Source organism: Saccharomonospora azurea NA-128 (assembly GCF_000231055.2).
In the GTDB taxonomy this organism is placed as follows: domain Bacteria; phylum Actinomycetota; class Actinomycetes; order Mycobacteriales; family Pseudonocardiaceae; genus Saccharomonospora; species Saccharomonospora azurea.
Genome location: NZ_CM001466.1, coordinates 4,627,516 through 4,649,272, shown reverse-complemented (window position 1 = coordinate 4,649,272; position 21,757 = coordinate 4,627,516). Strand labels below are relative to the sequence as shown.

Below are 21,757 nucleotides of genomic sequence, written 5' to 3'. Positions count from 1 at the left end.
GACCAGGCACGCAGCCGAGGGTTATTCACTCCAGAATGGATAATTCCGGCAGCCGAACCGAATAAGATAACACCTCCGGAGAAACTTCGGTGAACATCCTCGAAGATTCTCAGCTCCCGTTAAGAATCAGCTACCAAAAAGCGATTTTCACCACTTGAACCTGGACACTTCGCACGCAGCTCTGCCTACTCTCTGCGAGCACTGATCCGGTTCTTTCGAGTTTCAACGACCGGACAGGGACCGAAGGCTCGGGAGAACCGGCCGGATCGACGACACGGAGGAATTGCATGGCATCGCGCGTCGCGGTGATCGGAGCAGGACCGAGCGGGCTGGCTCAATTGCGCGCTTTCGCGGACGCGGGCAAGAACGGAGCCGACATCCCCGAACTGGTGTGCTTCGAGAAGCAGAGCGACTGGGGCGGCCTGTGGAACTACACGTGGCGAACCGGCGTGGACGCCGCCGGAGACCCGGTACACGGCAGCATGTACCGGCACCTCTGGTCGAACGGACCCAAGGAATGCCTCGAATTCGCGGACTACACGTTCGACGAGCATTTCGGTAAGCCCATCCCCTCGTATCCGCCGCGCGAAATCCTGTACGACTACATCATCGGCAGGGCACAACAAAGCGACATCCGCCGGTACATCCAATTCGACACGGCGGTGCGCTGGGTTTCCCACGACCCCGAGAAGGACACGTTCTCCGTCACGGTGGAGGCGTTGAAGACCGGTGAGACCCGGACCGAGGAATTCGATTACGTCATCGTGGCCAGCGGGCACTTCTCCAGCCCGCACGTGCCGGACTTCCCCGGCTTCGAGCAGTTCCCCGGCCGGATCCTGCACTCGCACGACTTCCGCGACTCGCGGGAGTTCGCCGGGCAGAACCTGCTGGTCGTGGGCAGCAGCTACTCGGCCGAGGACCTCGCATTGCAGGCCAAAAAGTACGGCGCCGAGTCGGTCACCATCAGCTACCGCACCGCGCCGATGGGCTTCGACTGGCCCGAGGGGATCTCGGAGGTTCCGCTCCTCACGGGCGTCGAGGGCAACACCGTGCACTTCGCCGACGGCAGTTCCCGGCAGATCGACGCGATCCTGCTGTGCACGGGCTACCGGCACCACTTCCCGTTCCTCGAGGACGGCCTGCGCCTGCGCACCAAGAACATCCTGTACCCGGACAACCTTTACAAGGGCGTGTTCTGGGTTCAGAACCCGAAGCTGATGTACCTGGGCATGCAGGACCAGTACTACACCTTCACGCTGTTCGACGCCGAGGCCTGGTATGCCCGGGACTACGTGCTCGGGCGGGTCACCCTGCCCTCCGCCGAAGAGATGCGCCGGGACATCGCGGGCTGGCGGGCCCGGGAGGAGAAGGTGTCCTCCTCGGTCGAGGCCGTCGACTTCCAGGCCGAGCACATCCAGGACCTGCTCGCCGACGTCGACTACCCGAAGTTCGACCTCGACCTCACCCGGGAGCACTTCCGCACCTGGTTGAACCACAAGAAGCAGACCATCACCGGCTACCGCGACTTCTCGGGCTTCACCTCCCCGTGCACCGGCACCGAGGCGCCCGAGCACCACACGCCGTGGTGGGAGGCGATGGACGACTCCGCGGAGGCGTTCCTCGCCACCGGCAAGTAGTCGACCGCGCAAGGGGCCCGCGCCGGTGAGGACCGGTGCGGGCCCCTGCCCGACTGTGGCTTTCTGTTCGAATCCGAGTGCTTCAACACGACCTTTCTGACGGATCAGCTCGTTGACCTGCGATCCGAGCGTGACCGGGTCCCCACTCTTGCCGATCACTTCGCTCGATAGGCTTGGGAAAATGTGCGATCCTGTTCCAACGGAACGCACTGTGTCGGCGCTGCGAGGGCCGACAGCGGCGGAGCAGGGCAGGAAGGACGGTCCCATGCTGGCGAGCCAACGTCGGGCGCGGATTCTGGAGGAGATCCGTCGGTCCGGTGCCGTGAGGGTCAGCGCGCTGGTCGAGCGGCTCGGCGTGTCCGACATGACCGTGCGCCGCGACCTCGAAGTGCTGGCGCAACAGGGCCAGCTGCAGAAGGTCCACGGCGGGGCGGTGCTGCCCGGCGGTCGCAGCACGGAGGAGCCCGGGTTCGCGGCCAAGTCGAGCCGCGAGAACGCCGAGAAGCTCGCCATCGCCGAAGCGGCCGTGCGCCTGGTCGAACCGGGCATGGCGGTGGGGGTCTCCGCGGGCACCACGACGTGGACTTTCGCCCGGCTGCTCCGCGATCTGCCCGACCTCACGGTGGTCACCAACTCGGTGCAGGTCGCCGACGTCTTCTCGCGCCGCCCGCGCACCGACCAGACCGTGGTGCTCACGGGAGGCATCCGCACGCCGTCGGAGGCGCTGGTCGGCCCGTTCGCCGTGGCCGCGATCCGCTCGGTCAACCTGGACATCATGTTCATGGGCGTGCACGGCATGGACGTCCACAACGGGTACACCACCCCCAACCTGATGGAGGCCGAGACCGACCGCGCGTTCGTGGAGGCCTCCCGCCGTTTCGTGGTGCTGGCCGACCACACCAAGTACGGCGTGCTGGGCATCAGCACCATCGCCGACGTCGACGCCGCCGACGTGTTGATCACCGACTCGGGACTCGCGGACGAGCACCAGCAGGCGCTGCGCGAGCGGGTCGGCGACCTCGTCGTGGTGGACGCCGCGGCAGAAGACGACGCGAGTTCCGAAAGCGAGACCGGAGCATGATCGACGAGCGGCTTTCCCGCACCACCGAGGCGCCGTCGGCGGCGACCGTGTCCACGGCGTTCGAGGACGCCTTCGGCAGGCGACCCGACGGGGTGTGGGCGGCGCCGGGGCGGGTCAACGTCATCGGTGAACACACCGACTACAACGACGGGTTCGTCCTGCCCATGGCCCTGCCGCAGGGCGTGCGCGCCGCGGCGGCCCGCACCGCGGACGACCGGGTCCGCGTCGTGTCGTTGCAGGAACCGGGCGAACCGGTCGGCTTCCCCGTCGACGTCCGGCCGGGCGACGTCACGGGGTGGGCCGCCTACGTCGCCGGCGTGGTGTGGAGTCTGCGCAGCGCGGGGCACGCCGTGGGCGGGGTGGACCTCGCCGTGGACGGCGACGTGCCGGCGGGGGCGGGCCTGTCGTCGTCGGCGGCGCTGGAGTGTTCCGTGGCCTGCGCGCTGAACGAGCTCTTCGACCTCGACATCGCGCCCGCGGACCTCGCCCGGCTGGCTCAGCGGGCCGAGAACGACTTCGTCGGCATGCCCTGCGGCGTGATGGACCAGATGGCGTCCGTCGCGTGCGAGGAGGGCCACCTGCTGTTCCTGGACACGCGCTCGCTGCGCGCCGAGCGGGTGCCGTTCGACACCGCCAGCCACGACCGGACGCTGCTCGTGATCGACACCCGGGCCCCGCACCGGCTCGTCGACGGCGAGTACGCGCGGCGCCGCGCTGCCTGCGAGGCGGCCGCCGAGACGGTGGGCGTGCGCGCGTTACGTGACGTCGCGGTCGACGACCTGCCCGCCGTTCTCCCGCGGCTGGACGACGAACAGCAGCGGCGGGTGCGGCACGTGGTCACCGAGAACGCCCGGGTCGAGGACGTGGTGCACAGGCTGCGCGACGGCGACCTCGACGGCATCGGCCCCCTGCTCACGGCCTCGCACGCGTCGCTGCGCGACGACTACGAGGTCACCGTCGGCGAACTCGACACGGCGGTGGAGGCCGCGCTCTCCGCCGGGGCGCTGGGTGCGCGGATGACCGGCGGCGGCTTCGGTGGATGTGTCATCGCGCTGGTCGCGGCCGACCGCGCCGCGGCGGTGTTCGATGCGGTGCGCGAGGCGTTCGCCACCGCGGGCTATGCCGAGCCCACGGCGTTCACGGCCGTCCCCTCCCCGGGAGCGCACCGCGTCCGGTGACGGCGTTGTGATCAACGGCGGCCCGCGGCGACAGGCACGGACGAACACGCGGCGGATCGATCGTCATTCGCCGCCCTGATTCCTACGTGTCCGCTGCGTCGCCCGGCCGTCGCCCGGCTTGAATACTGCGCAATTGCTCCAATCGTTCGGGCGGCCAACCCGCGAGCTCGGCGAGTCCCCTCTCGCACTCATGGCAGGTGGGATCGAGCCACAGGCCGGGGATCAAGTCTTTCGTCGTGGGCGCGACCGTGATCCCACACAGGGTGTCGAACTCGACCCCGGCCCGGATCGGATACCACTTCGCGGTGTCGTAGACGTGCCGATACTTCTCGGCTTGTTGCCACAGATACGGCTGCATAACATCCCCCAACTGGTCATGACGTCTGGACCAGTTTGTCACCGTGGCAGACGAGCAGAGGGAGGTCAAGACGTACCCTGGTCAGGACGACCGGACCTGTGGAGAATCGATCGAATGGTGGACAAGACCAGCGGTGTGCCCCTGCACCGGCAAGTCGCGGCCGACCTGCGGAGGCGCATCACGGCGGGCGAATACGCCGCGGGTGACAAGCTGCCCAGTGAGCGCCTGATGATCGAGCGCTACGGCGTTTCACGACTCACGGTTCGCGAGGCCATCGGGTTGTTGCGCACCGAAGGTGTGGTCATCGCCGAGCACGGCCGTGGCGTCTTCGTACGCCCATCGGCCAAGATCCAGAGGCTCTCTCGTTCCCGGTTGTCGCGCGCCGCCCGCGCGGCCGACAAGAGTGCGTTCCTCGCCGACGCCGCAACCGGAGGCTTCACACCCTCGTCGTCAGTGCACGTGCGCTTCGAGGCCGCCGACGAGCGGACCGCGACCTACCTGGAGGTTCAGCCGGGAGAAGAGGTGACGGTTCGTGATCGCGTGATGCGAGCCGACGGCCAGGTCGTGCAGCTCTCCGTCTCCCGGCTCCCCCGGACGTTCACACGCGGCACGAAGGTCGAGGAAGTGGAGACCGGCCCCGGTGGCGCCTACGCGCGACTGGAGGAGGCAGGTCACACCATCGGCCGGTACGCCGAGCACGTGGGGTCCCGGATGCCGACACCGGAGGAAGCGTCCGCGTTGCAGCTCAGTCAGGGCACGCCGATCATCACCGTGACGCGGGTGGCTTATCGCGAGGACGACGTTCCGCTGGAGATGAACGACATGGTGCTCCCGGCGGACCGGTACGAACTGAGCTACGAGTGGGCTGCCGAGTAGTGGCGCCCAGCTCTCCGAAGACTGCACACAGAGGACCTCGGTGCGGGGTGAGGAGCGCCCTCGCCCCGCACCGAGGGGATCAGTTCCCCGCCGAGGCCAGCTGAGCGATCTCCTCGCGCGACAACGCGCGGTCGAAGATCCTGACCTCGTCGACGTCGCCGCGCAGGTGGTCGACCTCCTGGCCGCCGTACTGGGCGCGGCCGATCACCGTGTTGCCCTCGCCGCCGTCGGCCAGGCACGCGCTCTTGGTGTCCGCGTGCTCCCCGTCCACGTACAGCGACAGGGTTCCGGCCCGCACGTCCCGCACGCCGGTCAGGTGGTACCAGCGCCCGGGTTCGGGCTTCTCCGCCGAGAGGGCGCGCAGACCGGCGTAGCTCATCGCCCACCGCTGGTCCTGACCGGAGTACTGGAGGAAGAACGCGCTGTGGGCGCCCGTGTCCTGGCTCACGACGGTCTGGAAGCCGTCGCCCGCCTCGTCGAGGCGGACCCACGCCGACACGGAGTAGCTGCCCTGCGGGTTCACCAGCGCGGCACCGGTGTCCGCCTCGCCCGCGCCGCCGAACGACACGGCTCCGCCGCGCACGCCGTCCGTCCACTCGGCACCGGTGAGCGTGGCGTCGGCGCCGCCCACCGCGTCCGCGGCGGTTTCACCCGCGCCCTCGTCGAACGGGTAGGCGTGCACGCCGTCGAGTCCCGGGGTGCCCGGGCCGGGCTCGACACCGCCGCCACCGGTGCCGTCCGCGCCCTCGATGATCTCCTCGTTGATCTCCCGCACCGCGTCGAAGTCCATCTTCTCCACCTGCCGGTCGTAGGTGAAGAAGCCGTTGACCTCGTGTTCGACGTCAGTCACCTGCGTGTAGATGGCCCCGCTGATGGCACACGACCGCGCGGCCTCCAGCACGGCCCGCTGGTTGTCGACGTAGGCGGCGGTGAGGCTCTCGGAGTCGGGCACCATCTCGTACGCGTGGCCCTCGCCGAACCACATGTGGCCCTCGACCTCCAGGCCGAAACCGCCGTGCTCGCCGTCGATCGAGACCCGGTGCGCGTCGGGCGTCGGCGTGGCCGGCCCGACGTAGGCGTGCCAGTCGATGACGTGGCCCTTGCCCGAGTCGCCGAGCGAGTCGCAGCAGTTGACACCGCTGTGCGCGTTCACGAGCCGCGTCGGGTCCTGCTCGGCGACCTCGTCGGCGATGCGGCCGGTGTCCTCACGGGACCACTCGCCCCAGCCCTCGTTGAACGGAACCCACCCGATGATGGAGGTCCAGTTCTTCTTCTGCTCCACCAGTTCGTGCAGTTCGGCCTCGAACTGCGCCGCGGCGTCGGCGGGCGGCCTGCCGCCGGTGCGCATCGAGGGCATGTCCTGCCAGACCAGCAGTCCCAGCCGGTCGGCGTGGTAGTACCAGCGGTCGGGTTCGGTCTTGATGTGCTTGCGCACCGTGTTGAAGCCCAGTCGCTTGTGGGCTTCGAGGTCGAACCGCAGCGCCTCGTCGGTGGGTGCCGTGTAGATGCCGTCGGGCCAGTAACCCTGGTCCAGAGTGGACATCAGGAACAGCACCTCGCCGTTGAGGGTGATGCGCAGCCTGCCGTCCTCTCCCTCGGCCATGTCGATCTCACGCATCCCGAAGTACGACGACACGCGGTCGACCGGACGACCCTTTCCGCCCCGGTCGCGCAGCACCACCTCGAGGTCGTAGAGGAACGGCGAGTCCGGTGACCACAGCTTCGCGTCCGGCACGGGCACCGACAGCGGCGCGTCCGCGGCACCCCGGGTGCGGCTGACGACGCGGCGGCCGTCCCGCACCACGGCCTCCACCGCGACGTCCTCCGAGGCACCCGCCGTGTTGACCGTCAGGTTCAGGACGGACTCGTCGATGTCCGGCACCATGTCGAGCGTCGTGACGTGGGCCGAGGACACCGGCTCCATCCAGACCGTCTGCCAGATGCCCGACGCGCCCTCGTAGAAGATGCCGCGGTCGGGCACGGCGCGTTGTTTGCCGACCGGCTGCCACGTGGCGTCGGTGCGGTCGGTGACGCCCACGACGATCTCCTGCTCGCCGCGTGGCGTCAACGCGTCGGTCACGTCGGCGGAGAAGGAGCCGTACCCGCCGGTGTGCGAGGCGACCTCCTGCCCGTTGACGTAGACCGTGGCCTCGTAGTCGACGGCGCCGAAGTGCAGGGTGAGCCGGTTGTGCTCGCCGATCCGCCACTTCGCCGGCACCTCGAACGTCCGGCGATACCACATGTGGTCCTCGTGGCGCTGGATGCCGGACAACGCCGACTCGGTGGGGTACGGCACGAGGATGCGTTCCGGCAGGGTCTCCCCGAAGGGCGGTCGCTCCCCCTCCGTGGCCCCGGCGAACTCCCAGACGCCGTTCAGGTTGCGCCACTCGGAGCGGGTCAGTTGCGGCCGGGGATACTCCGGCAACGCGTTCTCGGGCGACACGTCGTGCGTCCACGGAGTCACGAGCCTGGGCTCGCCCGGGGACCAGTCCACATCGGGTTCCGCCGTGGCCACCGGGGTGAGCGAACCGGTGAGCAGCAGCGCGGACATCGTGGCGAGCACGGTTCGCCAACGGAACCGGCGGCCACGGGATCGGGTCGGTGGTGCGGGTGGCAGCATCGAACACCCTCCTCGCAGGGGACCGCGTCGGCCTCGCCGCCGACGCAGGGCACGCCGGTCCGCTTCCCACGGATGATCTCCGGCAGTGAAGCATTTCACACACAAGGCATCGAAGTGTCAACAAGACCGACCAGGTTCCAACAGTGCGGCCCCTCGTGGCCACACCGGCGACCCGACACGCTCCGTGGACGACGAAACCGACGGACGGGTGACGGGCACCACGGTCGGCCTAGCCGGACCCATACCCCCTGGTGACAACCCTCGCTTGTTGGTTTCTGTTGCTTCGTGGTTGAATTCCCCTTATCGGCATATCGAGTGGAGTTCGTCGAGAGGGTGCAGAGCCGGTGAAGAAGACGCGGACAACGCTGGCCGACGGTCGCGAACTGCTGTATTTCGCCACCGACGGCGAGACCGTGCCCGCGCCACCGGACCCACGCGAACTCCCCCCGGTCAGCACGGCCTCCCAGCTGCGGTGGGACCCCCTTCTGGGTGAGTGGGTCATGATGGCGTCCCACCGACAGAACCGCACGTTCATGCCCGCGCGCAACGACTGTCCCCTGTGCCCGTCCAGCGACGGCAGGCACACGGAGATCCCCGCCTCCGACTACACCGTCGCCATCTTCGAGAACCGCTTCCCCAGCCTGTCCACGGGCGCCCACCTCGACGACGTCGACGTCCGGCACCCCCTCGTCGACGTGCGTCCCGGGGTCGGCCGCTGCGAGGTCGTCTGCTTCACCAGCGACCACAACGCCCGGTTCGCCGACCTCTCCCCGGCCCAGGCCCGGCTGGTCGTGGACGCCTGGGCCGACCGCACCACCGAACTGTCCGAGCTCGACGGCGTCGAGCAGGTCTTCTGCTTCGAGAGCCGGGGCCGCGAGATCGGCGTCACCCTCCCGCATCCTCACGGCCAGATCTACGCCTATCCGTTCGTGACGCCCCGGACCCGACGCATGCTCGACGTCGCCCGGGAACACCGCGCCCGCACGGGCCGCGACCTGCACGAGGACATCCTCGCGGCCGAGCGCGACGCGGGGCTGCGCGTCATCGCCGAGACGGAGCACTGGGTGGCGTTCGTGCCCGCCGCGGCGCGCTGGCCCGTCGAAGTGCACCTCTACCCGCTGCGCAAGGTTCGCAGGATCCCCGATCTCGACGAGTCCGAACGCGACGACTTCGCGGCGCTGTACCTCGACGTGCTGCGCCGGTTCGACCGCCTCTACGACTCTCCCCTGCCCTACATCTCGGCGTGGCACCAGGCGCCCACCGGCGACGACGAGGACCTGAGTCGGCTGCACCTGCAGCTGTTCTCGGTGCGCCGTTCGGCCGACAAGCTGAAATACTTGGCGGGCTCCGAGTCGGGGATGGACGCCTTCATCACCGATGTGCTACCCGAAGACGTCGCGCGCAGACTCCGGGAGGTGTAGCCCGACGATCCGACCGAAGCCTCCACAGTGGCCGGATTCCCGGCAGCGAATCCGCGCCGGCGCGGGAGTCGACGATGTTCCCCGCGGTGGCACTCAACAGTTCCAAGCGTGACTTCTCGTGACCCGGAGGTGGGCCGTGCACGTCCTCGCTGAAGCGGACCTGCGGCTTGATGCAACAGCGATCGACTACGTGTTGCTCGCTTTCTACTTCTCACTCGTCCTCGGCATCGGCTATCTGGCCCGCAGGCAGGTGTCGACGAGTCTCGACTTCTTCCTGTCCGGCCGATCACTGCCGGCCTGGGTGACCGGCCTGGCCTTCGTCGCCGCCAACCTCGGCGCGATCGAGGTCATGGGCATGTCGGCGAACGGCGCCCAGTACGGGATGCCGACCGCGCACTACTTCTGGATCGGCGCGGTACCCGCCATGCTCTTCCTCGGCATCGTGATGATGCCGTTCTACTACGGCTCGAAGGTCCGCAGCGTCCCCGAGTTCATGCTGCGCCGCTTCGGCAAACCCGCCCACCTGGTCAACGGCATCAGCTTCGCGGCGGCGCAGATCCTCATCGCCGGTGCGAACCTCTACCTGCTCGCCCTGGTGGTCAACCTGCTGCTCGGCTGGCCGATCTGGGTGTCGGTCATCCTCGCGGCGGTCATCGTCCTCGCCTACACCGCGCTCGGCGGCCTGTCCGCCGCCATCTACAACGAGGTGCTCCAGTTCTTCGTCATCGTGGCGGCTCTGCTGCCGTTGACGATCGTGGGCCTCGCCAAGGTGGGCGGCTGGCAGGGACTCGTCGACAAGGTGTCGGCGAGCCCGGGTGGTCCGGAACAGCTCGACTCCTGGCCCGGTAACCAGCTCACCGGCTTCGGCAGCAATTTCCTGTCGGTGCTCGGCATCGTGTTCGGTCTGGGCTTCGTGCTCTCCTTCGGCTACTGGACGACGAACTTCGTCGAGGTGCAGCGCGCCATGGCGTCGAAGAGCATGTCGGCGGCGCGCCGGACCCCGATCATCGGCGCGATCCCGAAGATGCTCATCCCGTTCATCGTCATCATCCCGGGCATGATCGCGGGCGTGACGGTGACCGAGCTGGCGGGCGAGAACAAGGCCGCGCTGCTCGCCGGTGAGTCCGCGCCCAGCGGTGCGACGTTCAACGACGCACTGCTGCTGTTGATGCGCGACCTGCTGCCCAACGGCATGCTCGGTATCGCGATCGCCGGTCTGCTGGCGTCGTTCATGGCCGGTATGGCGGCGAACCTCAGTTCGTTCAACACGGTCTTCACCTACGACATCTGGCAGGCCTACGTCGTCAAGGACCGCACCGACGGCTACTACCTGCGCGCGGGCCGCCTCGTCACCGTGATCGCGACGGTGCTGGCGATCGGCACGGCGTTCATCGCCGCCTCCTACGCCAACCTGATGGACTACCTGCAGCAGCTGTTCTCGTTCTTCAACGCGCCGCTGTTCGCCACGTTCATCCTCGGTATGTTCTGGAAGCGCATGACGCCCACCGCCGGTTGGACCGGTCTGGTCAGCGGTACCGCGGCGGCCGTCGGCGTGTTCCTCCTGGCCGAGACCGGCGTGTGGGACCTGCCCGGGCAGGGCGCGTCGTTCGTCGGCGCGGGTGCGGCGTTCGTGGTCGACATCGTGGTGAGTGTCGCCGTCACCTACGCCACGCAACCGAAGCCGGAAGCGCAGCTGGTGGGGCTCGTCTACTCTCTGACTCCCAAGGAGGATTTGAAGCACTCCACCACCGGCGAGGACGCGGGCTGGTACCGCCGTCCGGGCCTGCTGGCGGGCATCGTGCTGGCCGTCACCATCCTGTTCAACATCATCTTCTAGGAGGCGGTAACCATGACGAACTCCTCCGAGAGCCACGGTGCCAAGGCTTTCGACATCCGTCTGATCATCGCCTTGCTGATCGGCGTCTACGGCGTCGTGTTGACGGTGATGGGGGTCGGCTTCACCAGCGACGAGGACATCGCCAAGGCGGCCGACATCAACATCAACCTCTGGGCGGGCGTCGCCATGCTCGTCTTCGCGGGCGCGTTCGTCCTGTGGGCGAGGCTGCGTCCCGTGACCGTCCCGGCCGAGGAGGCCGAACGGCTGGAGCAGGAGCGCAAGCACGACTGACGCCCTCGCCGACACGCTGACAGGCCGACGGCCGGTGCCCCGACACTGCGGGCACCGGCCGTCGGTCGTGAGAGCGCTCAGCGGGACCCGGGGACACGGGGACGCAGCCCTCCACCGGGTGGTGAACGAGCACATCGCACTGTCCGACCACAGTGGACATTGTGGTCCCAGCGGCGTGACGAAGACCGCAGGCTCACCCACCTGACGCAGTGACGCGTGGCGGTCGGCGTCGTAGTCTGGACGCTGGGGACAGGAGGCTCGCCATGGGTTCTGGTACGGGCCGGCAGCCGTCGTCGTGGTGATGCTGCTCGCAGCGCTGGTCGTCGACCTTCGTGGCCGCAAGACCGGCGGGACACAGCGTATCCGGATGCCCGGCCACCTCCGCCGCCACGCCAACGCCCGAACATCCGTAGTGGAAGGTGCGGCGAACACGGTTGCGTCGCGCCTCGCGACCTACATGTCGAACTCGCCCGCCTTCACGCCCGCGACGAACGCCCGCCACTCCGCCGCCGTGTAGCGGATGGTGGCGTCGTCCGGACGCTGCGAGTGCCGGATCAGCACGTCACCGCTGTCGTCGTCCGCGGGGGCGAACTCGACGCAGTTGCCGTTCGGGTTGCTGAAGCTGCTTTTCTTCCACATCGTTCCGCGCATCACGCTGCCTCCAGTTCCTGAGCGATCGTCATCACGAGGTCGGCCGAGTCAGCGGGGCTTCTCGCGAGACCACGGATGACGTCCACCGCCTGCCGGTACGCTTCGACGTCGTCCTCGTCTATGACGAAGGCGCCGGAGCTGTAGTGTTCGAAATGGACCATCGGTGGCGCGTCGGGGAACTCGTACAACACGAACGGCCCCGCCCACCCCGGATGCCAGCCGACCCGGGGCGGCACGATCTGGATCGTGATGTTGTCGCGTCGGCCCATCGCCACGAGGTGCCGCAGTTGGTCCGCCATCGCCACGGGCGAACCCACGACCTCGCGCACCGCGTCCTCCGCCACGAGCGCGAGCATGGACAGCGGGTTCGGCCGGGTGAGGACCTCCGAGCGGCCCACCCGGAGCGACACCCGCGCGTCGACCTCGTGCTGCGGCAACCGGTTCGCGACCGCGAGCGCACGTGCGTAGTCCGCCGTCTGCAACAGCCCGGGCACCACGTCGCGGGACCACTCCACCACGGCCGACGCCTGCCGTTCCGACTCGATGGCACCCGCGAGTTGTTGCGGGATGCCCGGCATGCCCACCACGAGCCAGTTCGGTTCCGCGGCGTGTCGCGCCATGTCGACGAGCCGTTGCTTCTCCGCCCCGGTGATGCCCAGCACGGTCAGCAACGACGCCATGTCCTCAGGGCTCGGCAGGCGTCGCCCCGTCGCCCAGTGCGACACGGTGCCGTGGCTGAACCCCAGCCGCAGGGAGATCTCCCTCCCGCTCATTCCCGATTCGTCGACGAGTCTGCGGATCGCCGCGGTCAAGGCACGCGCACGCGTGGTCAGCCCATTGGTGTCCCATGCCACGCGCGGATCGTAGCGAGGGCCTGCCCCAGCACAGCAAGTCACACGATCGGGAGATTGCAACTACAGGCAGTAGACAGACAGCCTGATCAGCAGTGATCGGCGACAGGGGGAGTCGAATGGGACCATTTCGTTGGCAGCAGGCAGAGGGACGGCGGCACGCCTACCACGTCGAGAAGACCGCCACGCCCCATCCGGGCATCGCGTTCGCCGCGCTGTGCGGGGCCGAGGTCACCCCCGAGGAACGGGACTTCATCGAGCTGTCCGGCTGGTGGCACGACCCGACCTGCTGGTCGTGCGATCGCGAGTGGCGCGTCCGCGCGGGCTTCCCCGACCACGACATCCCTCCGCTGCCGAAGGCCTGAGCCGGCGTCGCCTTCGACACCGTCACGGGTGCACGCCGCCGGGTTCGCCGCGGCCGGCACGACGACGGGGGGCCCGCGGCTCCCGCCACAGCGGTCGCAGCAGCGGACCACCGTCGGGAAGGGCGATCGGGTCGCCGCACGGGCGGAAACCGTGCCGGACATAGAGCGCGGCGTTGCGCTCGGTGCTCGCCTCCAGGTAGACGGGACGGCGCCCGGCGTCGGCGTGGGCGAGCCCGAAACGCAGGAGCGCTCCCCCGATGCCCCGCCCCCGCATCGTCGTCCGCACGCCCATCGAGGCGAGGTATCGATGCGGCGGGTCCGGGTGCCGGGCCGCCGTCAGCGTCAGCACGCTCGCCATGCGTCGCGTCACCGCGTTCGAGGAGGCTGCCGCGTTCGCCGCGAGTGCGGCTGCGTCCTCCCGCACCGGCTGCGCCGACTCCACGTCCAGCCACGTCGACACTCCGTCGATCCGGCCGTCGGGCGCCTCCGCGATGACGACGGCACCGTCGCGCACGGTCCGGGACAACGAGTCCGCCACCACGTCGATGCCGGCCTCGGGGTCGGCCGCGAGCACCCACCTCGTGACGGCCTCGTCGGCGCAGGCCGCGCGGTAGGCGTCGGCGACCCGCTCCGCCTCGCCCGGCCGCGCGACGCGAATCACCGGGTCGTTCATGAGCACCTCCAGTACGTTGGTCGTACGCCGTAGGGTCCCGGAACAACGTCCTGCGGCAGCGTTGTTTCATCACGCAATCGGGCGTGACGAAAAGGAGCTCGCGTTGAGGTGCGCACAGTGCGGATCGCCCCTGGTGCAGCGTGACCGCGGCAGGCCGCGACGCTACTGCGGGCGCGCCTGCCAGGCCCGGGCGTACCGGGCGCGGCGGGACGGCGGGGCACCACCGCCGCGCCGCGGTCGATCTCCCTCGCGCACCGGCCCCGCCACACCGCTCACGCGCGCCGACATCGTGGCGAACGCGATCGAACTCGCCGACGCGGAGGGGCTGTCGGCGGTCTCGCTGCGCCGACTCGCGGCACACCTGGACGTGGCCGCCATGTCGCTGTACCACCACATCGGCAGCAGGTCGGAGCTCGTGACGGCGATGGTCGACGCGGTCTTCGCCGAGATCGCCCACCAGCGGCCGCCTGCCACCGGGTGGCGTGAGCGGATCGAGGACGCGGCCCGTCAGGAGTGGGCCCTCTACCGACGGCATCCGTGGCTGCTGCGCGTCCTCGCCACCAGCCGTCCCACGCTCTCGCCGTCGATGGTGTGGACGGTGGACCACTACTTCACCGCGCTCGACGGCGCGGGACTCGATCGGCGGACGCAGTTGTCGCTGTATCTCCTGGTCAGCGGCTACGTGCAGGGCATGGCTCTGCTCACTGTGGACGATGATGCGGCGGGGGACGTCAACGGACGGCGTTGGTGGGCTGTGCAGCATCGGCGACTGTCCGCTGTGATCGACTCCGGGCGCTACCCGTGGCTCACCGAGCTGTTCGAGACCAGCCCCGCGTCCGAGCCGACCGCCGTCGAGCTCGACCGGTGGTTCGGCTTCGGACTCGATCGCGTGCTCGACGGCGTGGGGGTGGTCCTGGAGACCTCCGCGGACGGGCGTACGTGAGGCGCGGACACGCGTGCGGGAAGTGCGGACACGCGTGCGGGAGGCGCGGACACGATGTTCAGCGGGCCCTGCGGCCCGCTCGCCACACCGCGTGGGTCAGGGGGACTCCGGGGCGGTAGGCGAGATGCGCCGCCGACGGCGCGTCGAGCACGTGCACGTCCGCCCGCGCGCCCGGCCTGAGCACGCCCACGGCGCCCTCACCCGACTCGCGGCGCAGGGCTCGTGCGCCTCCCCACGTCGCGGCGCGCACGGCTTCCTCCACCGTCATTCCCATCTGCAGGACGGCCGTGGCCACGCAGAACGCCATGGACGTCGTGTACGAGGAGCCGGGATTGCAGTTCGACGCCAGCGCGACGGTCGCCCCGGCGTCGAGCAGGGCACGCGCGTCCGGCAGTGGCTGGCGGGTGGACAGGTCGCACGCGGGCAGCAGCGTCGCCACCGTGTCGGACGCCGCCAGCGCGTCCACATCGGACTCGGTGAGGTACGTGCAGTGGTCCACACTCGCGGCACCGTGTTCCACCGCGAGGCGCACGCCCGGGCCGGGGCCGAGCTGGTTGCCGTGGACGCGCAGGCCGAGGCCCGCCTTCGCCGCCGCCGTCAGCACGTCCCGGGAGAGTTCCGCGTCGAACGCGCCGCGCTCGCAGAACACGTCGGCCCACCGCGCGTACGGCGCCACGGCGTCGAGCATCTCCCCGCACACGAGGTCGACGTAGTCGTCGGCGTTCCACCCCGGCGGCACCACGTGGGCGCCCAGGAACGTGACCTCGTCGACGAGCCCGCTCGCCAGCCGAGCCGACCGGGCTTCGTCGGCGACCGTGAGTCCGTACCCGGTCTTGGTCTCGAGGTAGGTCGTGCCCTGGTTCACCGCCTCGCGCACCAGTCGCCGCAGCGTCGCCACCAGCACGTAGTCGGGAGCGGAACGCGTGGCCTCCACGGTGACGGCGATGCCGCCCGCGTCGTACGGGCGCCCGGCGAGCCTCGCGGCGAACTCCGCCGACCGGTCGCCCGCGAACACCAGGTGCGTGTGGCTGTCCACCCAGCCGGGCAGCACGGCGCGTCCCTCGACGTCGATGCGGTCGTCCGCGTCCGGGGCGTGCGCCGCCGGCCCGACCCACTCGACGCGCGCGCCCCGCAGCACCAGCGCCGCGTCGGGGAGAGTGCCGAGTTCCTCGTCGTTCGTCGTGAGTTCGGCGATGCCCGTGATCAGTGTGGCTGTCATGCCCACAACTCTCCGATCTCCCGTGCCAGCAGGGCGCCCACGTCGCCGAGTGTGGCGTGTCGTCCGTCCTCGGCGATCACGCGGCCGCCGACGACCACCGTGGCGACGTCGCTGCCCGAGGCCACCAGCGGCAGCTGGTCGGGGCTCGCACCCGCCGTGCGCACGGTGTCGTCGCGCACCGCCACGAGGTCGCAGGGCGCGCCTGCGGAGATCCTCCCGGCCTCGGGCCACCCCAGCGCGGCATGCCCGTCCACAGTGGCCGCTCGGAGGAGCTCGTCGGGAGTGAACCGCCCCCGGTGCCCGGAGCGCAGGCGTTCACCGTGTTCGAGCGCGCGGGCCTCGGCGAGCAGGTCCACGACGGCGTGCTGGTCGCTGCCGAGACAAATCCGGCATCCCGCGTCGGCCAGCTCGCGCATCGGACCGAGCCCGTCGGCGAGGTCGGCCTCCGTGCTCGGGCAGCAACACACCGCCGCGCCGCTGCTCCCCAGCAGGGCCACGTCCTCGGCGCTCAGGTGGGTCGCGTGGACGGCGGTCGTCCGCGGAGAGAGCACCCCGGTGTCGTGCAGCAGCGCCACGGGGCTGCGCCCGTACGCCGCCTGGCACGCGGTGTTCTCGGCGGGCTGCTCGGACACGTGGACGTGCAACGGCCGCCCCGGCAGGGCCGCCGCGAGCTCGGGAAGATCCCGCGCGGGCACGGCGCGCACCGAGTGCACGGCGGCACCGATGCGCGTCGTGGCGTCAGCCCCTTCGCCACCTTCGGCGACCAGCTTCTCCACCCGCTCACCCCAGCCCGCCACGCTGCCGTCCCCGAACCGCCGCTGCACCCCGTCGAGCGGCTCGCCGATGCCACCGGTGAGGTAGCACGTGTCGAGCAGCGTGAGGCGCAGTCCCGCGTCGGCGGCGGCCTGCCGCAGGGCGTGGCCCATCGCGTTCGGATCGGCGTAGGGGCGTCCGTTTGGCCCGTGGTGCAGGTAGTGGAACTCCCCCACGCACGTCACCCCGGCCACCACCATCTCGGCGTAGACGGCGCGCGCGAGGCGGTGGTAGGAGTCGGGGTCGAGCCGCCCCGCCACCTCGTACATCGTCTCGCGCCAGGTCCAGAACGTGCCGCCGGACGCGTCACCGCCGTGCGTGCGACCCCGCAGCGCCCGGTGGAACGCGTGGGAGTGCGCGTTGGCGAAGCCGGGCACCACGACACCGGGCAGCCTGCGCGACTCGGGACGCGGACGCGCCTGCCGCACGTCGGCGATCAGTCCCGCATCGGAGACCGTGACGAGCACGCCGTCCGTCAGCCCGTCGGGCAACCACGCGCGGGCACACCAGTAGCTCAGCACGGTGACCCCGCGAGGTGGGCGAGGACCCGGGCCAGCGCGCTCACCCCGGACTCGCAGTCGGCGGCCTCGGCGTGCTCGGCGGGGGCGTGGCTGACTCCGGTGGGGTTGCGCACGAACAGCATCGCCGTGGGGATGCGCTGCGCGAGCACACCCGCGTCGTGACCGGCTCCCGTCGGCAGCGCGGGCACACCGCCGAGCACACCGGCCAGCTCGTCCCGCAGCCCGCTGTCGAAGACCACCGTGTCGCCGTAGGACTCCTCGCGGACGGTCACGGTGCAACCCTCGGCCTCGGCGGCTTCGTGTGCCGCCGCGACGACGTCGTCGACGACCCGGCGCGTGTCGGCGTCTCCGGGGGCCCTCGCGTCCAACCACACGTCCACCGTGGACGGGATGACGTTCGTCCCGCCCGGCGTGGGCACGAGCCGTCCCACGGTGGCCCGGGCGCCGGGAACCGACCCCGCGGCCCTCCGCGCGGCCAGCACGAGCGAAGCCGCGGGCATCATCGGATCGCGGCGGTCGGCGAGCGGGGTGGCTCCGGCGTGGTTGCCCTCGCCGTGGAAGGTCAACCGCCACCGGCCGTGCGCGAGGATCGAGCTCGCCACGCCCACGGGCGCGTCGAGGTCCACCAACCCGCGCCCCTGCTCCACGTGCAGTTCGACGAAACACCCGACAAGCGACAACAGGTCGGGTTCGGGCCCGAGCCACCGGGGGTCGAGCCCCGCCGCCCGCACCGCCTCGGCGAGCGTGGTGCCGTCCGGGTCTTTCAGCTCCCGGGCCCGGTCGGCGTCGAGCGTGCCCGCCAGCAACCGCGACCCCAGGCACGGCACGCCGAACCGGCCGCCTTCCTCCTCCGCGAACACGACCACCGCCAGAGGCCGGGCTGGACGGAAGCCCTGAGCCCGCAACGCGTCGACGGCCGCGAGCGCCGACACCACGCCGAGCGGGCCGTCGAACGCCCCGCCGCCCGGCACCGAGTCGAGGTGGCTTCCCGTGACCACGGCGTTCGGCCCGGGCGCTCCCCACCACGCCCAGAGGTTGCCGTTGCGGTCGGTCTCCACCCCGAGTCCCCTTGCCCCGGCCTCGGCGGTGAACCACTCGCGCAGCTCCACATCGACACGGTCGAACCCGTGCCGGGAGTAGCCGCCGCGGACACGGTCGGCGCCCACGTCGGCGAGGGCGCCGAGCAACGAGGTCGCGCTCGTCACGCGGTCACCTCCGACTCCCGCGCGGGAATGCGCAGTCCTCGTTCGTCGGCGACCTGCCGGGCTCGCTCGTAGCCCGCGTCGGCGTGGCGCAGCACTCCCGTGGCGGGGTCGTTGGTGAGGACGCGCTCGATCTTGCGGGCCGAGAGCTCGGTGCCGTCGGCGACGGTGACCTGACCGGCATGGATCGACCGGCCCATCCCGACCCCGCCGCCGTGGTGGATAGACACCCACGTCGCTCCCGACGCCGTGTTGACCAGGGCGTTCAGCAGCGGCCAGTCGGCGACGGCGTCGGAGCCGTCGGCCATGCCCTCCGTCTCCCGGTACGGCGAGGCGACCGACCCGCAGTCCAGGTGGTCCCGCCCGATCACGACCGGGGCGGCCAGCTCGCCGCGCGCGACCATCTCGTTGAACCGCTCCCCCGCGAGGTGCCGCTCGCCGTAGCCGAGCCAGCAGATGCGCGCGGGCAGTCCCTGGAACGCCACGCGCTCCCCCGCGAGGCGGATCCAACGGGCCAGTCTCTCGTTGTCGCCGAAGAGGTCCAGCACCGCGCGGTCGGTGGCGGCGATGTCCGACGCCTCACCCGACAACGCGGCCCAGCGGAACGGGCCCTTGCCCTCGCAGAACAGCGGCCGGATGTAGGCGGGCACGAACCCGGGATAGTCGAACGCGCGCTCGTAGCCGCCGAGTTTCGCCTCACTGCGCAGCGAGTTGCCGTAGTCGAAGACCTCCGCGCCCGCGTCGAGGAACCCGACCATCGCCTCGACGTGCTCGGCCATCGACTCGCGGGCGCGGTCGGTGAACTCGTCGGGTTTGGTCTCGGCGTAGTCGTGCCAGTCGTCGACGGCGACGCCCTTCGGCAGGTAGGCGAGCGGGTCGTGGGCGGAGGTCTGGTCGGTGACGACGTCGACCTCCACACCACGCCGCAGCAGCTCCGGCAGCACCTCGGCGGCGTTACCGATCACGGCAACCGACAGCGGCGTGCCCTCGCGCTTCGCCCGCTCAACCGTCCTGATCGCACTGTCCAGATCAGTCGCGACCTCGTCCAGGTACCGTGTCTCGACCCGGCGGCGGGCGCGCTCGGCGTCGCACTCGACCACGAGCGCCACGCCGTCGTTCATGGTGACCGCCAGGGGTTGGGCGCCGCCCATCCCGCCGAGACCCGCGGTGACGGTGAGCGTGCCCCGCAGCGAACCGCCGAACCGCTTCTCCGCCACGGCCGCGAACGTCTCGTACGTGCCCTGGAGAATCCCCTGCGTGCCGATGTAGATCCACGACCCGGCGGTCATCTGCCCGTACATCGTCAGTCCGAGTGCGTCGAGCCGGCGGAACTCGGGCCAACTCGCCCAGTCGGGCACCAGGTTGGAGTTCGCGATGAGCACCCGCGGAGCCCACTCGTGGGTGCGCAGCACGCCCACCGGCCGGCCCGACTGCACGAGCAGCGTCTCGTCGTCGCGGAGGTCGGCGAGTTCGGCGGTGATGGCGTGGAAGCTGGGCCAGTCGCGCGCCGCCTTGCCGGTGCCGCCGTAGACGACGAGGTCCTCGGGCCGTTCGGCCACCTCGGGATCGAGGTTGTTGTGCAGCATGCGCAGTGGTGCCTCGGTGGCCCAGGACCGCGCGGTCAACGCGGTGCCGCGGGCGGCTCGCACGGATGTGGTCATGATTCCTCCCCAGCGGTTTCGGCAGCGCGTAATGCGCTGCCGGAGCGGATCAGCTCGTGTGCGTCGGCGAGTTCGGGAGCGAGGTGCCGGTCGGGTCCGGGCCCGGCGACGTGGCGGCGTAGTTCCGCGAGTGCGGCCGCCGTGGCCGGGGCCGGAGCCAGCGGCGCGCGCAGATCGAGGGCGCGGGCGGCGGTGAGCAGTTCGACGGCGAGCACGGTGGTCAGGCCGTCGATGGCCCGGCGCAGTTTGCGGGCGGCCGCCCAGCCCATGGACACGTGGTCCTCCTGCATGGCGCTGGTGGGAATGGAGTCCACGGAGGCGGGCACGGCCAGCCGCTTCAACTCGGCGACCACGGACGCCTGCGTGTAGTGGGCGATCATGTGCCCGGAGTCGACGCCGGGATCGTCGGCGAGGAACGGCGGCAGACCGTGGGAGCGTGCGACGTCGAGCAGCCGGTCGGTGCGGCGCTCCGCCATGCTCGCCACGTCGGCGACGGCGATGGCGAGGAAGTCCAGCACGTAGGCCAGCGGCGCGCCGTGGAAGTTGCCGTTGGACTCGACGCGGCCGTCGGCCAGCACCACCGGGTTGTCGACGACGGACCCGAGTTCCCGGTCGGCGACCACCTCGGCGTGCGCCACCGTGTCGCGTGCCGCGCCGTGCACCTGCGGCGCGCACCGCAGCGAGTAGGCGTCCTGCACCCGGGTGCAGTCGGGGCCGCGGTGACTGGCCACGATCTCCGAGCACGCGAGGAAGCGCCGCATCCGGCGGGCCGAGTGAGCCTGGCCGGGGTGGGGACGCAGCTGCTGGAGGTCGTCGGCGAACACGCGGTCGGTGCCCAGCAGGCTCTCCACGCTCATGGCCGCGGTGAGGTCGGCGGTGTCGAGCAGGCGGTGGAGGTCGGCGAGCGCCAGCACGAGCATGCCGAGCATGCCGTCGGTGCCGTTGATGAGGGCGAGCCCTTCCTTCTCCCCCAGTTCGACGGGCTCCAGGCCCGCGTCGGCCAGCGCCTGCGCCGCCGGGCGGAGCTCGCCGTGCGCGTCGCGCACCTGGCCCTCCCCGGTGAGCGCCAGAGCGATCGACGACAGCGGCGCGAGGTCGCCCGAGCAGCCGAGCGAGCCGTACTCGTGCACCACCGGCGCGAGCCCGGCGTTGAGCAGGCCGGCCATGGCCCGCACCGTGGACGGCCGCACGCCGGTGTGGCCGGTGGTGAGCGTGCGCAACCGCAGCAACGTCAACGCGCGCACCACCTCCCGCTCCACCTCGGGCCCGGCTCCCGCGGCGTGCGAGCGCACGAGGGATCGCTGCAGGGCGGCCCGGCGCTCGCCGGGGATGTACTTCACCGCCAGCGCACCGAAGCCGGTGGACACGCCGTAGACGGGCCGTTCGGAGGCGGCCAGCGCGTCGATGTGGGCTCTCGCCGCCGTGACGGCCTTCAACGCCTCGGTCGTCAGCTCCACGGGCGCGCCCTGGCGGGCGACGGCGACGACCTCCTCACGCGACAGCGGCGTGAGTCCGATGGCAACAGCTCGCATGCTCCCATCACACCGCGCGCGAGGCTC

At 70.6% G+C, this 21,757-nt stretch carries 19 protein-coding genes; 9 read left to right on the top strand and 10 right to left on the bottom strand.

Features of this window, described 5'->3' with window-relative positions; all coding sequences use genetic code 11:
* Positions 1–287 precede the first annotated feature (287 nt).
* The 3 genes from SACAZDRAFT_RS21405 (at position 288) to galK (ending at position 3,896) form a co-directional block, all read left to right on the top strand.
* Positions 288–1,637, top strand: a complete 1,350-nt coding sequence (locus SACAZDRAFT_RS21405) for an NAD(P)-binding domain-containing protein (protein WP_005445166.1) — start codon at positions 288–290, stop codon at positions 1,635–1,637.
* 265 nt (positions 1,638–1,902) lie between these two features.
* Entirely contained in the window at positions 1,903–2,718 is an 816-nt protein-coding gene (locus SACAZDRAFT_RS21400; RefSeq protein WP_005445164.1) for a DeoR/GlpR family DNA-binding transcription regulator, read from the top strand.
* Positions 2,715–3,896: a galactokinase gene (gene galK, locus SACAZDRAFT_RS21395; protein ID WP_005445161.1), complete on the top strand. Its 1,182-nt coding sequence runs from the start codon at positions 2,715–2,717 to the stop codon at positions 3,894–3,896. The genes SACAZDRAFT_RS21400 and galK overlap by 4 nt, the downstream gene beginning before the upstream one ends.
* Before the next feature lie 82 nt (positions 3,897–3,978).
* Here the strand turns inward: galK and SACAZDRAFT_RS21390 are convergent, their stop codons facing one another.
* The gene (locus tag SACAZDRAFT_RS21390) at positions 3,979–4,254 is read right to left on the bottom strand and encodes a zinc finger protein (protein ID WP_005445159.1); all 276 of its coding nucleotides are present in this window, start codon (positions 4,252–4,254) and stop codon (positions 3,979–3,981) included.
* Positions 4,255–4,368: 114 nt separating this feature from the next.
* On the opposite strand from SACAZDRAFT_RS21390, the gene SACAZDRAFT_RS21385 reads away from it, so the two are divergent.
* Positions 4,369–5,130, top strand: a complete 762-nt coding sequence (locus tag SACAZDRAFT_RS21385; protein WP_005445151.1) for a GntR family transcriptional regulator — start codon at positions 4,369–4,371, stop codon at positions 5,128–5,130.
* A 79-nt stretch (positions 5,131–5,209) separates the two neighbouring features.
* Here SACAZDRAFT_RS21385 and SACAZDRAFT_RS21380 read toward each other — a convergent pair whose 3' ends face one another.
* The gene (locus SACAZDRAFT_RS21380; protein ID WP_005445150.1) at positions 5,210–7,750 is read right to left on the bottom strand and encodes a LamG-like jellyroll fold domain-containing protein; all 2,541 of its coding nucleotides are present in this window, start codon (positions 7,748–7,750) and stop codon (positions 5,210–5,212) included.
* Positions 7,751–8,094: 344 nt separating this feature from the next.
* On the opposite strand from SACAZDRAFT_RS21380, the gene galT reads away from it, so the two are divergent.
* The 3 genes from galT (at position 8,095) to SACAZDRAFT_RS21365 (ending at position 11,299) form a co-directional block, all read left to right on the top strand.
* A complete protein-coding gene (gene galT / locus SACAZDRAFT_RS21375) occupies positions 8,095–9,171 on the top strand; it encodes a galactose-1-phosphate uridylyltransferase (RefSeq protein ID WP_005445148.1) in 1,077 nt (358 codons plus the stop codon).
* Between the two features lie 136 nt (positions 9,172–9,307).
* On the top strand, positions 9,308–11,008 hold the full coding sequence (locus SACAZDRAFT_RS21370) for a sodium:solute symporter family protein (protein WP_005445146.1): 1,701 nt from the start codon (positions 9,308–9,310) through the stop codon (positions 11,006–11,008).
* Between the two features lie 12 nt (positions 11,009–11,020).
* The gene (locus SACAZDRAFT_RS21365; RefSeq protein ID WP_005445144.1) at positions 11,021–11,299 is read left to right on the top strand and encodes a hypothetical protein; all 279 of its coding nucleotides are present in this window, start codon (positions 11,021–11,023) and stop codon (positions 11,297–11,299) included.
* A gap of 453 nt (positions 11,300–11,752) precedes the next feature.
* Here the strand turns inward: SACAZDRAFT_RS21365 and SACAZDRAFT_RS21360 are convergent, their stop codons facing one another.
* Both SACAZDRAFT_RS21360 and SACAZDRAFT_RS21355 read right to left on the bottom strand, forming a co-directional pair.
* Positions 11,753–11,950, bottom strand: a complete 198-nt coding sequence (locus SACAZDRAFT_RS21360; RefSeq protein ID WP_005445142.1) for a DUF397 domain-containing protein — start codon at positions 11,948–11,950, stop codon at positions 11,753–11,755.
* Positions 11,950–12,804: a helix-turn-helix domain-containing protein gene (locus tag SACAZDRAFT_RS21355; RefSeq protein WP_005445136.1), complete on the bottom strand. Its 855-nt coding sequence runs from the start codon at positions 12,802–12,804 to the stop codon at positions 11,950–11,952. Before SACAZDRAFT_RS21355 ends, SACAZDRAFT_RS21360 begins: the two co-directional genes overlap by 1 nt.
* 116 nt (positions 12,805–12,920) lie before the next feature.
* Between SACAZDRAFT_RS21355 and SACAZDRAFT_RS21350 the strand changes: the two genes are divergently transcribed.
* Positions 12,921–13,166 (top strand): zinc finger protein, encoded by a 246-nt coding sequence (locus tag SACAZDRAFT_RS21350; protein ID WP_005445135.1) that lies wholly within the window; start codon positions 12,921–12,923, stop codon positions 13,164–13,166.
* A gap of 22 nt (positions 13,167–13,188) precedes the next feature.
* Here the strand turns inward: SACAZDRAFT_RS21350 and SACAZDRAFT_RS21345 are convergent, their stop codons facing one another.
* Positions 13,189–13,839 carry a GNAT family N-acetyltransferase gene (locus SACAZDRAFT_RS21345; RefSeq protein WP_005445134.1) on the bottom strand — a complete coding sequence of 217 codons (651 nt, stop codon included), beginning with the start codon at positions 13,837–13,839 and terminating at the stop codon, positions 13,189–13,191.
* Positions 13,840–13,972: 133 nt separating this feature from the next.
* Between SACAZDRAFT_RS21345 and SACAZDRAFT_RS21340 the strand changes: the two genes are divergently transcribed.
* The gene (locus SACAZDRAFT_RS21340; protein WP_005445133.1) at positions 13,973–14,782 is read left to right on the top strand and encodes a TetR/AcrR family transcriptional regulator; all 810 of its coding nucleotides are present in this window, start codon (positions 13,973–13,975) and stop codon (positions 14,780–14,782) included.
* A 58-nt stretch (positions 14,783–14,840) separates the two neighbouring features.
* On the opposite strand, the gene hutI is transcribed toward SACAZDRAFT_RS21340, so the two are convergent.
* The 5 genes from hutI to hutH are packed head-to-tail and all read right to left on the bottom strand — an operon-like array spanning position 14,841 to position 21,730.
* On the bottom strand, positions 14,841–16,001 hold the full coding sequence (gene hutI, locus SACAZDRAFT_RS21335; protein WP_005445132.1) for an imidazolonepropionase: 1,161 nt from the start codon (positions 15,999–16,001) through the stop codon (positions 14,841–14,843).
* Positions 15,998–17,335, bottom strand: a complete 1,338-nt coding sequence (locus SACAZDRAFT_RS21330) for a formimidoylglutamate deiminase (RefSeq protein ID WP_005445131.1) — start codon at positions 17,333–17,335, stop codon at positions 15,998–16,000. Before SACAZDRAFT_RS21330 ends, hutI begins: the two co-directional genes overlap by 4 nt.
* Positions 17,329–18,540, bottom strand: a complete 1,212-nt coding sequence (locus SACAZDRAFT_RS21325) for an allantoate amidohydrolase (protein ID WP_005445126.1) — start codon at positions 18,538–18,540, stop codon at positions 17,329–17,331. The genes SACAZDRAFT_RS21330 and SACAZDRAFT_RS21325 overlap by 7 nt, the downstream gene beginning before the upstream one ends.
* A complete protein-coding gene (gene hutU / locus SACAZDRAFT_RS21320; RefSeq protein ID WP_005445124.1) occupies positions 18,537–20,198 on the bottom strand; it encodes a urocanate hydratase in 1,662 nt (553 codons plus the stop codon). The genes SACAZDRAFT_RS21325 and hutU overlap by 4 nt, the downstream gene beginning before the upstream one ends.
* Entirely contained in the window at positions 20,195–21,730 is a 1,536-nt protein-coding gene (gene hutH, locus SACAZDRAFT_RS21315; RefSeq protein WP_005445122.1) for a histidine ammonia-lyase, read from the bottom strand. The genes hutU and hutH overlap by 4 nt, the downstream gene beginning before the upstream one ends.
* Positions 21,731–21,757 lie beyond the last annotated feature (27 nt).

Coding starts and splice junctions, on each gene's coding strand:
- SACAZDRAFT_RS21405 (WP_005445166.1), top strand. CDS start 288: ATGGCATCGCGCGTCGCGGTGATCGGAGCAGGACCGAGCGGGCTGGCT.
- SACAZDRAFT_RS21400 (WP_005445164.1), top strand. CDS start 1,903: ATGCTGGCGAGCCAACGTCGGGCGCGGATTCTGGAGGAGATCCGTCGG.
- galK (WP_005445161.1), top strand. CDS start 2,715: ATGATCGACGAGCGGCTTTCCCGCACCACCGAGGCGCCGTCGGCGGCG.
- SACAZDRAFT_RS21390 (WP_005445159.1), bottom strand. CDS start 4,254: ATGCAGCCGTATCTGTGGCAACAAGCCGAGAAGTATCGGCACGTCTAC.
- SACAZDRAFT_RS21385 (WP_005445151.1), top strand. CDS start 4,369: ATGGTGGACAAGACCAGCGGTGTGCCCCTGCACCGGCAAGTCGCGGCC.
- SACAZDRAFT_RS21380 (WP_005445150.1), bottom strand. CDS start 7,750: ATGCTGCCACCCGCACCACCGACCCGATCCCGTGGCCGCCGGTTCCGT.
- SACAZDRAFT_RS21365 (WP_005445144.1), top strand. CDS start 11,021: ATGACGAACTCCTCCGAGAGCCACGGTGCCAAGGCTTTCGACATCCGT.
- SACAZDRAFT_RS21360 (WP_005445142.1), bottom strand. CDS start 11,950: ATGCGCGGAACGATGTGGAAGAAAAGCAGCTTCAGCAACCCGAACGGC.
- SACAZDRAFT_RS21350 (WP_005445135.1), top strand. CDS start 12,921: ATGGGACCATTTCGTTGGCAGCAGGCAGAGGGACGGCGGCACGCCTAC.
- SACAZDRAFT_RS21345 (WP_005445134.1), bottom strand. CDS start 13,839: ATGAACGACCCGGTGATTCGCGTCGCGCGGCCGGGCGAGGCGGAGCGG.
- hutI (WP_005445132.1), bottom strand. CDS start 16,001: ATGACAGCCACACTGATCACGGGCATCGCCGAACTCACGACGAACGAC.
- hutU (WP_005445124.1), bottom strand. CDS start 20,198: ATGACCACATCCGTGCGAGCCGCCCGCGGCACCGCGTTGACCGCGCGG.
- hutH (WP_005445122.1), bottom strand. CDS start 21,730: ATGCGAGCTGTTGCCATCGGACTCACGCCGCTGTCGCGTGAGGAGGTC.